This window comes from Planomonospora sp. ID82291 (genome assembly GCF_015711645.1).
In the GTDB taxonomy this organism is placed as follows: Bacteria; Actinomycetota; Actinomycetes; order Streptosporangiales; family Streptosporangiaceae; genus Planomonospora.
This window is the reverse complement of record NZ_JABTEX010000003.1, coordinates 912082-924705: the sequence shown is the minus strand read 5'-3', so window position 1 is coordinate 924705 and position 12624 is coordinate 912082. Positions and strand designations below refer to the sequence as shown.

At 74.8% G+C, this 12624-nt stretch carries 9 protein-coding genes and 3 tRNA genes; 6 read left to right on the top strand and 6 right to left on the bottom strand.

Annotated elements, in window-relative coordinates:
* Positions 1–39: 39 nt before the first annotated feature.
* Entirely contained in the window at positions 40–1359 is a 1320-nt protein-coding gene (locus HS045_RS23335) for an acyltransferase family protein (protein ID WP_196453531.1), read from the bottom strand.
* A 193-nt stretch (positions 1360–1552) separates the two neighbouring features.
* Between HS045_RS23335 and HS045_RS23330 the strand changes: the two genes are divergently transcribed.
* The 3 genes from HS045_RS23330 to HS045_RS23320 are packed head-to-tail and all read left to right on the top strand — an operon-like array spanning position 1553 to position 4574.
* Entirely contained in the window at positions 1553–2800 is a 1248-nt protein-coding gene (locus tag HS045_RS23330; protein ID WP_196453530.1) for a sensor histidine kinase, read from the top strand.
* Positions 2791–3447, top strand: a complete 657-nt coding sequence (locus HS045_RS23325; protein ID WP_196453529.1) for a response regulator transcription factor — start codon at positions 2791–2793, stop codon at positions 3445–3447. Before HS045_RS23330 ends, HS045_RS23325 begins: the two co-directional genes overlap by 10 nt.
* Positions 3444–4574 carry a phosphotransferase gene (locus HS045_RS23320; RefSeq protein ID WP_307827660.1) on the top strand — a complete coding sequence of 377 codons (1131 nt, stop codon included), beginning with the start codon at positions 3444–3446 and terminating at the stop codon, positions 4572–4574. The genes HS045_RS23325 and HS045_RS23320 overlap by 4 nt, the downstream gene beginning before the upstream one ends.
* Here the strand turns inward: HS045_RS23320 and HS045_RS23315 are convergent.
* The 5 genes from HS045_RS23315 to HS045_RS23295 all read right to left on the bottom strand — a co-directional run bounded on the left by HS045_RS23315 (position 4546) and on the right by HS045_RS23295 (position 8842).
* Complete coding sequence (locus HS045_RS23315; RefSeq protein ID WP_307827659.1) at positions 4546–6516, bottom strand: tetratricopeptide repeat protein; 1971 nt, start codon at positions 6514–6516, stop codon at positions 4546–4548. The genes HS045_RS23320 and HS045_RS23315 overlap by 29 nt on opposite strands.
* Positions 6517–6969: 453 nt before the next feature.
* Positions 6970–8436, bottom strand: a complete 1467-nt coding sequence (locus tag HS045_RS36245; protein ID WP_196453527.1) for a diguanylate cyclase — start codon at positions 8434–8436, stop codon at positions 6970–6972.
* Positions 8437–8585: 149 nt separating this feature from the next.
* Positions 8586–8660: transfer RNA gene (locus HS045_RS23305), tRNA-Val, on the bottom strand.
* Positions 8661–8675: 15 nt separating this feature from the next.
* Positions 8676–8746 (bottom strand) — tRNA-Cys (locus HS045_RS23300).
* A gap of 24 nt (positions 8747–8770) precedes the next feature.
* Positions 8771–8842, bottom strand: a tRNA-Gly gene (locus HS045_RS23295).
* Positions 8843–8996: 154 nt separating this feature from the next.
* Here HS045_RS23295 and hutH point away from each other — a divergent pair.
* From hutH to HS045_RS23280, 3 genes are all read left to right on the top strand, one after another.
* Entirely contained in the window at positions 8997–10544 is a 1548-nt protein-coding gene (gene hutH, locus HS045_RS23290) for a histidine ammonia-lyase (RefSeq protein WP_196453526.1), read from the top strand.
* Between the two features lie 143 nt (positions 10545–10687).
* Positions 10688–11698, top strand: a complete 1011-nt coding sequence (locus HS045_RS23285; RefSeq protein ID WP_196453525.1) for a chorismate-binding protein — start codon at positions 10688–10690, stop codon at positions 11696–11698.
* Complete coding sequence (locus tag HS045_RS23280) at positions 11695–12525, top strand: aminotransferase class IV (protein ID WP_196453524.1); 831 nt, start codon at positions 11695–11697, stop codon at positions 12523–12525. The genes HS045_RS23285 and HS045_RS23280 overlap by 4 nt, the downstream gene beginning before the upstream one ends.
* The last annotated feature ends 99 nt before the right edge of the window (positions 12526–12624 follow it).

The window sequence follows — 12624 nt, the reverse complement described above, 5'->3', positions numbered from 1 at the left end:
ACGGGCGGTGGTCGGACCACCGGGGCGGTAGAGATGCCGTCAATTCCCGAGAATCCAGCGGGATCCGGTCGAACGGGTGAGCAGCAGACCGCCCACCAGCAGACCGGAGCCGAGCACGGGCCACGGCCCGGGGGCGAAACCGGACACGGTCAGGACGAGCAGCCCCGCGCCGGCGAGCGTGAGCGCGGCGGCGATCCTGACGGTCCCCCCGCGGTACGGCGCCGCCGCCGGGGGCTCCTCGAAGCGCGACAGCCCGCGCAGCAGCGGCCACAGGACCAGCACGAGCGCGGCCAGCCACAGCGGCCAGCCGGACAGCCAGGCCGCCGATCCCGGCTCCGGGGTGGGGACGCCCAGCCCCACCACGACCACCGCGGTGACGCAGAACAGCGCGCTCATGTGCCACAGGTAGACGGTCATCATGCGCGGACCGGCCCAGCCCAGCGCCCGTGCCGCCGCCGGTCGGCGGGCGAGGGCGCCGATCTGCCGGCGCAGGGCGAGCGCCAGCCCGATCTGCCCGGTCCCCACCGCCAGCAGCGCCACCGTGGGCGGCGCCATGTTGGACACCGCGGCCCCCGGCATTCCGATCATGCTGCCCGGGTAGGGGCCGAGGGCCACCAGGAGCGCGGCCAGGCCGTACCCCGCCGCCGCCATGCCCCACAGGCGGGTCCGGGGGAGGTCCAGGCGGCCGTCGGCGTACAGGAAGCCGAGCTGGTGCACCGCGAGCCAGACCAGGCCGATGTTCGCCCAGCCCGCGACCTCCAGGCCGCAGGCGAACCGCAGCACGTCGACCACGACGGCCCCCGCCGCCAGCGCCGCCGGCACGCGCAGGCCGTACGCCGCGCCGAGCCGGAGCATCAGCGGCGTCGCCGCCACCGCGATGAGGTAGACCGCCAGGAACCACAGCAGCTGCCCGGCCAGGCGCGAGGCCGTGACCACCGGCTGGGACGGCAGGCCGAGGGCGAGCAGCAGATGGGGCAGGGGCAGCCAGACCGCCGCCAGCGGCAACACCGGCCAGGCCAGGCGGCGCAGCCGCGCCGCGAGCCAGGCGGGCGAGCCGTCGCCGCGCCGGAGCGCGGCGCGGTGGCTGATCGCGCCCGCCGCGCCCCCGGCGAAGAACACCAGGGGCATCACCTGGCTGATCCAGGTGATCGCCCAGGCGTTCCCGGCGGCCAGCGCGTTGCCGGTGGTGATCCGGTCGCCGGCCAGGGAGAGCACCGGCATGCTCCAGTGCTGCAGCACCACCAGGGCCGTGCCGAACAGGCGCAGGACGTCGATGAACAGGTCGCGGCCGGGGGGCGCGAGCACCGGGGGGACAGGTCGTGCGGGAGGGGGCGTGGAGCGGGTCAGGACGGCGGTCACCGGTCGCCTCGATTCGTCAGGGGGGCAGTGCTCCGAGGGCTCCGAGCCTTCCGCGAAACCTCCGGCGGCACAGTGACGGCTCCCGCCCTCTTCGGCGCATGATCACCCCACTGGCGGGGGTAGGGCCCGCCCTACCCCCGTACGCCTGCGCACCGGGTCGATCGCGCCGCCCGCTGCTCGTAGCGTTGCCCCCATGAGATCCCTCCTGCGCCGCATCGCCGTCGACACCCGCTACCTGCTCACCGGCTTCCCCCTCTCCTTGATCGCCTTCTGCCTGGCGGTGACCGGTTTCGCCGCCGGACTGGGGACGCTCGTCGTCTGGCTGGGCGTGCCGGTCCTGGCTGCCACGCTGATGCTGGCCCGCGGCTTCGCCGACATCGAGCGCCGCTCGCTGCCCCAAGTGCTGGGTTACCAGGTCGCCCGGCCGCGCTACCGCCCGGCGCCCGAGGGCGCCGGCTGGCTCCGGCGGATGGCCAACCCGCTGACCAGCGGGCAGTCGTGGCTGGACCTGCTGCACGCGATCGTGAGCTTCCCGGTCGCCGTCGCGACGTTCTGCATCACGGTGACCTGGTGGGCCGGGACGGTCCTCGGCCTGACCGCCCCGATCTACGGGTGGATCACCGCGAACATCCCGGACAACCATGGGCTGGCCGAACTGCTCGGCTTCGGCGACAGCGCCCTGGCGGAGGTGACGCTCCACACCGTGATCGGCGTGCTGTTCGCGATCACACTGCCGATCGTGATCCGCGGCGCGGCGCTGGTCCAGGCCGGGCTCGGCCGGGCCATGCTCACCGGGGTCGCGGAGCTGCAGGAGCGCATCGACGACCTGGCCGAGGGCCGGGCCGCGGCGGTCTCGGCCGAGGCCAACGCGCTGCGCAAGCTGGAGCGCGACATCCACGACGGCCCGCAGCAGCGCCTGGTCTCCCTGGCCATGGACCTGTCCCGGGCCCAGCGCCAGCTCAAGCGCGACCCCCAGGCGGTCGAGCGGATGCTGTCCGAGGCCATCAGCTCCACCCGCGAGACCCTGGACGAGCTGCGCGCGCTCTCGCGCGGCATCGCCCCGCCGGTGCTGACCGACCGCGGTCTGGCCCCGGCGCTGGCCGCGCTCGCCGGCCGGTGCACCGTCCCGGTCGACCTGGACGTCCAGGTGGAGGGGCGCTTCGCCGCCGCGGTGGAGAACACGGTCTACTTCGTGGTCGCCGAGTCCCTGACGAACATCGCCAAGCACAGCCACGCCACCGTCTGCACCGTCACCCTGAGCAAGACCGGTGGCGTCCTGATGCTCACGATCGGGGATGATGGGGTCGGCGGCGCACACGTCGCCAAGGGACACGGCCTGTCCGGGCTCGCCGACCGCCTCAAGGCGGTGGACGGCGAGCTGGCGGTGGACTCACCGGTGGGCGGGCCGACGGTGATCGTGGCGGAGGTGCCGTGCGGGTAGTCGTGGCCGACGACGCGGTCCTGATCAGGGCGGGCCTGATCAGGCTGCTGGAGGAGTTCGGTTGCGAGGTGGTGGCGGAGGTGGGGGACGGCGGGGGCCTGGTGGAGGCCGTCGCCGCGCACCGGCCGGACGTCTCGGTGGTGGACGTCCGGATGCCGCCGAGCTTCACCGACGAGGGCCTGCGGGCCGCGGTCGAGGCGCGGCGGCGGGTGCCGGGGGCCCCGGTGCTGATCCTGTCGCAGTACGTCGAGGTCTCCTACGCCGACGACCTGCTCGCCGACGCGCGCGGCGCGGTGGGCTATCTGCTCAAGGACCGGGTCGTGGACGTCGACGACTTCATGGGGGGCCTGCGCTCGGTCGCCTCCGGCGGCACGGTCTTCGACCCGCAGGTGGTGGCCCAGCTGATGGTGCGGCGGCGCCGCGACGACCCGCTGGCCTCCCTCACCCCGCGTGAGCGGGAGGTGCTCGGCCTGATGGCGGAGGGCCGGTCCAACCCGGCCATCGGCCGCCAGCTCGTGGTCAGCGACGGCGCGGTGGAGAAGCACGTCCGCAGCATCTTCGCCAAGCTCGGCCTGCACGTCGAGGACAGCGACCAGCACCGCCGGGTGCTCGCGGTGCTCGCCTACCTCCGCTCGTCGGGCCGGTGACGAGGGCCGGACCCGGCGGGATCCGGGAGGCGGCGCGTGCGGACGGCCGGGCCGTGACGGGACCCGGCGGGCGGGAGGCCGCGCGTCCGGACGGGCGCGGGGCGGTGCGCGCCCACGACCTGTCCGCCGGCGGCGGCGTGCTGGAGCGCGTGCACGCGACCGCCCGGACGGCGGCGCGCCTGTACGGCCTGCCCGGCGCCGAGGTCACCCTGATCAACGTGTCGGAGAACGCGACCTTCCGGGTCGACGATCCGCGGACCGGGCTGCGGGCCGTGCTGCGGGTGCACCGGCTCGGCTACCACTCCACGGCGGCGATCCGCTCCGAACTGGCCTGGCTGGAGGCGCTCCGCGAGGAGGCCGGGGTCAGGACGCCGCGGGTGCTCCGGGCCCCGGACGGCTCCCGGGTGCTGACCGTTCCGGGGGAGCCGCCCCGCGAGTGCGTCCTGTTCGAGTTCCTGCCGGGGGCCGAGCCTCCGCAGGACCGCCTGGTCGAGGGCTTCGAGCGGCTCGGCGCGATCACCGCGCGGATGCACCGGCACGCCCGGTCCTGGCGCCGCCCGGCCGGTTTCACCCGCTTCCACTGGGACCACGACGCCGCGCTGGGCGCGGAGTCCCGGTGGGGGCACTGGCGGGACGGTCCCGGCATGGACGCCGAGGCGCTCGCCGTGCTGGGCCGGCTGGCGGAGGAGCTGCGCGGGCGGCTGCGCCGCTTCGGCCGGGACGCCGGCCGCTACGGCCTGATCCACGCCGACCTGCGGCCGGCCAACCTGCTGGTGACCGGCGACGGGCCGCCCAGCGTCATCGACTTCGACGACTGCGGTTTCGGCTGGTACCTCTACGACCTGGCCGCGGCGCTCAGCTTCATCGAGCACCGCCCCGAGGTCCCGGAGATGATCGACTCCTGGCTGCGGGGCTACCGGACCGTCCTCGGCCTGCCCGCCGGGGACGAGGCCGAGGCCTGGACGTTCGTGATGTTCCGCCGCCTGCTGCTGGTCGCCTGGATCGGCAGCCACGCCGGGGTGGAGACCGCCGCCGAGCTCGGCGCGGGCTACACCCGGGGGACCTGCGAGCTGGCGGAGCGCTACCTGGCGGGGGCGTTCACCCGGTCCGGCCGGACCCGCCGCTGAGGTCGCCGCCGGCGCCTCCGCGGGAGCCGTCTCCGGTGTCTTCGGTGTCTCCGGTGTCTTCGGTGTCTCCGGTGTCTTCGGGGGATCCGGGGGATCCGGGGGATCCGCCACCGGGGGCGTCCGCGCCGGGGGCGCCGCCGAGGGCGGCCAGCTCGCGCCGGACGTCCTCGTCGTCCGGGGCCAGCTCCAGCGCCCTGGCCAGGTCGGCCGCGGCCTCCCGGTCGCGTCCGGCCGCGCGCAGCGCCAGCGCCCGGTTGAACAGCAGCGCCGGATCGGCGCCCGGCTCCAGGGCGCGGGTGAAGTCGGCGACCGCGCCCTCCGGGTCCCCGGTCTCGAAGGCCAGCACCCCCCGGCTGGCCCAGGCCGCCGAGAGCCCCGGGGAGCGTTCCAGCGCGCGGTCGAACGCCTCCCGCGCCCGGGTGTGCCGCCCCTCGACCGCCTCCACCTGGCCCAGCGCGCACAGCAGGTAGGGGTTGCCGGGGTCCAGTGCGAGCCCCGCCTCGGCGTCCGCGCGCGCCCGGCCGTACTCGCCGAGCGCGGCCAGCAGGCCGGCCCGGTTGGCCAGGGCGTCCACGAACTCCGGGTCGAGCTCCAGGGCGTGGTCCAGGTCGGCGAGGGCCCCGGCGTGGTCGCCGGTGGAGAAGCGGATCTCGGCCCGGTTGTAGTACGGCTCGGGGAAGGGCGGGCCCGCCCGCATCGCCGTCTCGTAGTCGGCGACCGCCGCGTCCAGCCGGCCGAGCCGGTGCAGCAGGTTGCCCCGGTCGATGTAGTAGTCGGGATAGCCCGGATCCGCGGCGATGGCCGCGTCCAGGTCCTCCAGCGCCGCCTCCGGGCGGCCCAGCATGACGGTCAGCTGCGCCCGGTTGGCCAGCAGCACCAGGCGGTGGATCGGATGCTCGTCCGGTCCCAGCTCCCGGTCGGCCAGGTCCACGGCCTGCTGGACCAGCTCCAGCGCCCGGGCGGGGCGGCCGAGCCGTACCTCGACCAGGGCGCGGCCGTTGAGGTCGAAGCCCAGCTTGAACGCCCGCTCGCGCGGGTCCGGCAGCAGCGTCGAGATGGCGATCGCCTGGTTGACCCAGGCCAGCGCCGCCTCCGGGTCGCGCCGGGCGGGGTCGTGGTGGCGGACCTTCAGCATGCCGGTGGAGTAGGCGGCCGCCGCGTGCGTGACGGGGGAGACGCTCTGGCGCCTGGCCAGGTCGAACAGGGCCGCGGCCTCGTCCTCGCGGCGCAGCGAGCCCAGCGCGGTCGCGGTGCTGTGCAGGAACCGCCACCAGGTCTCCGGATCGCTCTCCGGGTCGGTCAGCGCCAGGCCGCGCGGGCCCAGCTCCGCGACGGCGTCGTGGCATCCGGCGTCCAGGCACCACTGCACCGCGAACCGCAGCGCCTCCACGGCCAGGCGGGGGTCGGTGCCGCGCTCGCGGTGGTAGGGGACCGCGCCGAGGCGCGCGCCGACGGAGCCCCGCCGCTCCAGGTCGTCGGCGCGCCTGTCGTGCTCCTCGGGTTCGAGCTCGGGCGGCGCCGCGGCCTGCTCCCGCAGCTCCACGGTGAGCAGCTCGGACGGGATCCGGCGGCGCAGCACCGCCAGCAGCTCCAGGTCGGTGGGGTCGGCCTCGGCGGTGCCGGTGACGACGAGTCGCCGGGGGCCGGTCCGCTCCGGCCGCTCGTCGGGGAGCCCCTCCAGGTGGGCGCGGAGGAACTCGGCGACGCCGTTGGCGATGCGCAGCGTCCGGCGCGGCGCGTGGACCAGGATCCGCTCCGCCCGGGGCAGGGCGTCCGCCCGGGACCGGCGCCGGGCGGGGATCCGGTCGCGCAGGTCGGGCGCGACGGCGCGCAGTTCGATGTCGTGGCGGGCGACGAGTTCAGGGCGGGCCTGCGGCAGCACGGCGGCGATGATCGCACCCGCGGCGGTGTACGGCCCGCGCAGGCGCCGGTCGGCGTCCACGGGGGGCAGGAGCAGCGGGGGGAGGCGCGCTTCTTCTGAGGCTTCTGCCGGGGCTTCCGCTGCTTCTCCCGGCGCTTCCGCCGCTGCTTCTTCCGAGGTTTCTCCCGGGGCGAGGGGTCCCCGACTCACCGATCTCCTCGATTCCCTTGGCGGACCGGCGTCCATCACTGGACGCCGGCTCTGCGGTTCCGGTTCAGCCGACGTGCTTGGGGCTGGCGGCCCCGCTGAGCGCGACCGTGCCGGGCTTGTGAACGATGACTTTTTTCATCACGTGCCTTCCTCGCCAATAAGAACAAATCGCAAGTATTCGCACCATTAACCCTCATTGACAAGATCTATTATGAGAATGGCCGGATGCGGACATCCGCGTCGTCGCGGACGCCGCGGGCGAGGCGGAGACCCGAGGCGGAGACCCGAGGCGGAGACCCGAGGCGGAGACCCGAGGCGGGGGCGTCACGTCCTCGCCGGGGACGGGGGAGCGGGGTGCGCGCCGGCCGGCGGCGCCGGCCGACTCGCCCGCACCACCCGGTCGCGCCCGGCCTCCTTGGCGGCGTACAGGGCCAGGTCGGCGCGGTGCAGCAGGTCGGAGGGGCGTTCCCGGCCGTCCCAGAGCGCGAGCCCGGCCGAGAAGGTCTGCGCCTGCGGGGTGGCCGCGCGCATGGCGGCGAGCAGCCGCTCCGCGTCCGCCGGTTCCCGGCCGGGCATGACGAGCACGAACTCCTCCCCGCCGTAGCGGGCCAGCATGTCCTGGCCGCCCAGCGCGAGGCTCCAGGCCGTGGCGGCGTCGGTGAGCAGCAGGTCTCCGGCCTGGTGCCCGTAGGTGTCGTTGAACAGCTTGAACCGGTCGAGGTCGACCATCGCCAGGCACAGCGGCGTGCCGTCCTGTTCGGCGCGCTCGTACTCCCGGGCCAGCTGGGCGTCGAGGGTGCGCCGGTTGGGCAGCCCGGTCAGGGTGTCGGTGCGCGCGACCTCGTCGAGCATCCGGGCCTGCTCCTGCAGGCGGTGCAGGAGGTCCGCCATCCGGGCCACCACCAGCACGAAGAGCAGCGCGGAGGCGATGGTCACGGGCCAGGAGCTCACTTCGAACCCGGCGAGGAGCTGGGCGGCCATGGTGCCGGGGGCCAGCAGGACGACGGCCATCAGCGTGAGCAGCCGCCGCGTGGTGAAGAACGGCACGCCGCCCGAGGAGGTGTCCAGCAGGTCCCGCGCGGAGGGATGCAGCGCCGCGGCGCCCCAGAGCACGTACGACAGGAGGAAGGGCGTATCCCCGAGCGGCAGGCCGGAGACCTCCGCCCCCTGGGTGGAGATGAAGATCACGTCACCGGCGAGGAGGGCGATCATGGCGACGGTGAGCAGCCGGAAGGACGGCGTCCGCGCGCCCGAGACGGACAGCAGCCGGACGAGGCCGGCGAGCAGCACCACGTCGGCGAGCGGGTAGGCCAGGGCGACCAGTTGGTCGAAGGTGGAGTCGTGGCCGCCGATGTTCGGGTCGATCAGGAGCACCCAGTAGGGCAGCAGGAGGCCGACGGTGACGATGGTGCTGTCCAGCAGGGCCCCCCGGTCGCCGGGGGTCCGCCGGTGCCGGGCGAGCATCAGCAGGGCGGCCGTGACGAAGGGGTACTGCAGCAGGTAGGCGATGTCGGCGGGCGAGGGGAAGGGGTCCACTCCGGCGATGTGGTCGTAGTAGAGCCACAGGAGGTCGCCGCCGGTGGTGCCGACCAGTCCCAGGCCCATCAGCGCCCAGGCCAGGCCGACCGTGCCGCGCAGCCGGGCGGCGGCCAGGAACGAGACCGCCGCCCCGGCCAGCCCGGCGGAGGCGTAGAACCCGTCGCGGAAGATCCCGTACGGCAGCAGCACGAAGACCCCCACGGCGACGAGACCGCCGAGGAGGTAGGCGCGCCAGAGCCGGGAACCGTCCACGCCGCACTATCGGCGGCTCCTCGGCGTCCTTGAGGAACCTGGAGGCCCGTATCGCCGCAGGAGGCGGAACGGCGCACCGGGACCGCCGGAGCGCGGGAACGCCGAAAGGCAGGCCCCGGCCGGTGAGCCGCAGGACCTGCCGTGGAGCGTGGTGGACGATACAGGGATTGAACCTGTGACCTCTTCCGTGTCAGGGAAGCGCTCTCCCGCTGAGCTAATCGTCCGGGCGTGAAGACCAGAGGTGGAGACGGGATTTGAACCCGTGTACACGGCTTTGCAGGCCGTTGCCTCGCCTCTCGGCCACTCCACCGAGCGAGGCCCGAGGGCCTCTCCGAGCGGAAGACGGGATTCGAACCCGCGACCCTCACCTTGGCAAGGTGATGCTCTACCACTGAGCCACTTCCGCGTGTGTTTCCGGGCGAGCCGGTCTCACGCAGAGAACTCTAGCGAATAGGCGGCGACTCCCCAAACCCGGATTCCGCTCCCACGCCGCCCGGCGACGGAATGTAAGGGCCTAGCATGGGGGCCACCGGTTACATCGAGTGCGAGAGAGTGACACCATGCGCGACAACGTGGTCGTGAACATCGGGCCCGAGCCGCTGACCTTCGCCGAGGTGGTCGCCGTCGCCAGGCGCGGCGCCGCCGTACGGCTCACCGACGACGCCGTGGCGGCGATGGCCGCGGCCCGCACGCGCGTCGACGAGCTCGCCGAGAGCCCCGTCCCGGCCTACGGGATCTCGACCGGCTTCGGGGCGCTGGCCACCCGGCACATCGACCCCGCGCTGCGCGCACGGCTCCAGCGCTCGCTGGTCCGCTCGCACGCCGCCGGATCCGGCCCGGAGGTGGAGGCCGAGGTGACCCGCGCCCTGATGCTGCTGCGCCTGCACACGCTGGCCACCGGGCACACCGGCGTGCGGCCGCAGACCGCGAAGGTGCTGGAGGGCCTGCTCAACGCGCGCATCACCCCGGTCGTGCACGAGTACGGCAGCCTGGGCTGCTCCGGGGACCTCGCCCCGCTCTCCCACGTGGCCCTCACGATCATGGGGGAGGGGGTGGTCCGGGACGCCGCCGGGAACCTCGCCGGCGCGGACGAGGCGCTCAAGCAGGCGGGCATCGAGCCGGTCGAGCCGGCCGCCAAGGAGGGCCTGGCGCTCATCAACGGCACCGACGGCATGCTGGGCATGCTGATCCTCGCGCTGGACGACCTGGCGCGGCTGTTCACGACCGCCGACGTCGGCGCGGCCATGAGCGTGGAGGCGCTGCTGGGCACCGACCGGGTCTTCGCCGCCGATCTGCAGGCCCTGCGCCCGCACCCCGGCCAGGCCGCCAGCGCCGCCAACCTCCGCGCGTTGCTCGCGGGCTCGGACATCATGGCCGGTCACCGGGACGGCACCTGCACCCGCGTCCAGGACGCCTACTCGCTGCGGTGCGCCCCGCAGGTCGCCGGGGCGGCCCGCGACACCCTCGCGCACGCCGCCTCGGTGGCCATGCGCGAGCTCGCCTCCGCGATCGACAACCCGGTGGTCCTGGCGGACGGCCGGGTGGAGTCCAACGGCAACTTCCACGGCGCCCCCGTCGGCTACGTGCTGGACTTCCTGGCCATCGCGGTCGCCGACCTGGCGGGCATCTCCGAACGGCGCACCGACCGGATGCTCGACGTCGCCCGCAGCCACGGCCTGCCGGCCTTCCTCGCCGACGATCCCGGCGTGGACTCCGGCCACATGATCGCGCAGTACACCCAGGCCGCGATCGTCTCCGAGCTCAAGCGCCTGGCGGTCCCCGCCAGCGTGGACTCGATCCCCAGCTCCGCCATGCAGGAGGACCACGTCTCCATGGGCTGGTCGGCCGGGCGCAAGCTGCGCCGCGCGGTGGACGGGCTGACCCGGGTGCTGGCGGTGGAGCTCCTCACCGCGGCCCGCGCCATCGACCTGCGGGCGCCGCGCCGGCCCGCGCCCGCCACCGGGGCCGTGGTCGCCGCCCTGCGCGAGGCGGTCTCCGGCCCCGGCCCCGACCGCTTCCTCGCCCCGGAGATCGAGGCGGTGGTCCGGCTGGTCGCCGACGGTTCGGTCGTCGCCGCCGCGGAGACCGTCACCGGGCCCCTGGCCTGACGGCGGGGATCCGTACGGTCCCCGCTCGGCGGAACGCGGTGACGTGCCCGACCACGGCCGTCGGATCCGCACCGCCCGGCCCGCCGCCCGGACGCCGGCGGGCTTCCTGCGGCGGCAGGCGGGGCAGGCGGGACAATGGGAGGGTGCACGACTCGTTCGCCCACGCCGGAGGCCGGCTGGCCACCCGGCTCCTCGACGTCACCACCGACCTGTCCGCGCTCGACGGCGGGGGGTGGTGGGCCGTCGTGGTCGACTACGAGGGCAAGGTCACGTGCGCCCGGTTCGCCGACGTCCGGCCCGCGCCGCTGCCCGCCCCCCGCGGGCCCTGGCGCGGCCCGCACCCGTCGCAGTGGCGCAGCTCGCTCGACCGGGCCGCCTACGAGGACGGCGTGCGCCGGATCCGCGACCGGATCGAGCGCGGCGACGTCTACCAGGCCAACCTGTGCCGGGTGCTCACCGCGCCGCTGACCGGGGACCCGGACCCGGCGGCCCTGGCGCTGCGGCTCGCGGAGGGCAACCCCGCGCCCTACGCCGCCACGGTCGTGCTGCCGGGGCTGAGCGTGGTCTCGGCCTCGCCGGAGCTCTACCTGTCCCGGGACGGCGACGTGATCGAGTCCCGGCCGATCAAGGGGACCGGCGCCGTCGCGGCGGACCTGCTGGACAAGGACCGCGCGGAGAACGTGATGATCGTCGACCTGGTCCGCAACGACCTGGGACGGGTCGCCGCGGTGGGCTCGGTGAGCGTCCCGGCGCTGTGCGAGGTCGAGGAGCATCCCGGGCTGGTGCACCTGGTCTCCACCGTCCGGGCCCGCCTCGCGCCGGAGTACGGCTGGCCGGAGCTGCTCGCCGCGACGTTCCCCCCGGGTTCGGTGACCGGCGCGCCGAAATATACTGCTCTGCGCATCATCGAGGAGCTCGAACCCGAGCCGCGGGGGCCCTACTGTGGTGCGGTGGGCTGGGTCGACGCCGATCGGCACCGGGCGTCGCTGGCCGTGGGAATCCGCACGTTCTGGCTCTCGTCCGGCGCGATCCGCTTCGGCACGGGGGCGGGCATCACCTGGGGAAGCGATCCGCGGCGTGAATGGCAGGAAACCGAGCTGAAGGCGTCCCGGCTCATCGCGCTCGCCTCCACCCCTGAAGGAGATTTCCGATGAACGTTCCCGTATGGGTCAACGGGAGACTGACCGATCCGGCGCAGGCCGTCGTCTCGGTCTTCGACCACGGGCTCATGGTCGGCGACGGCGTGTTCGAGACCGTCAAGTGCGTCGGCGGAGCCCCGTTCGCGCTCACCCGCCACCTGGAGCGGCTCCGGCTCTCCGCCCGGCGGATGGAGATGCCCGAGCCCGACGCCGACGCGATCGCCGAGGGCGTGCGGGACTGCCTGGCCCAGGCGCCCGCCTGGCCCCTCGGCCGGATCCGCATCACCCACACCAGCGGTCCGGGCCCCCTCGGCTCCGACCGGGGCGACCAGGGCCCCACCACCGTGATCATCGTCGCGGAGCAGAAGCCCTTCCCCGCCACCGCCGACGTCGTCGTGGTGCCGTGGCCGCGCAACGAGCACGGCGCGCTGGCCGGGGTGAAGAGCACCTCCTACGGCGAGAACGCCAAGGCGCTCTTCCACGCCAAGGCCCGGGGCGGCGGGGAGGCGATCTTCGGGAACACCGCGGGGAACCTCTGCGAGGGCACCGGCAGCAACGTCTTCATCGTGCGCGAGGGGCGGCTGGTCACCCCGACCCTCGCCGCCGGCTGCCTGGCGGGCGTCACCCGCGCGCTCACCCTGGAGTGGTGCGGCGGGGTGGAGGAGGACGTCCCGCTCTCGGCGCTGCGCGGGGCCGAGGAGGCGTTCCTGACCTCGACCACCCGGGACGTCCAGCCGATCCGGGCGGTCGACGGGACCGTGCTCCCGGCCGCGCCCGGCCCGATCACCGTCAAGGCGATGCGGATCTTCGCCGAGCGCGCCGCGGACGACCTGGACCCCTGACGCCCGGCGCCGCGGCCCCGTACGGCGGGCGCCGCGGGGCCGTTCCTCCGCACGGACGGGAACGGCCCCGCGGTCGCGATCCGTCGGGGCCCGGATTCA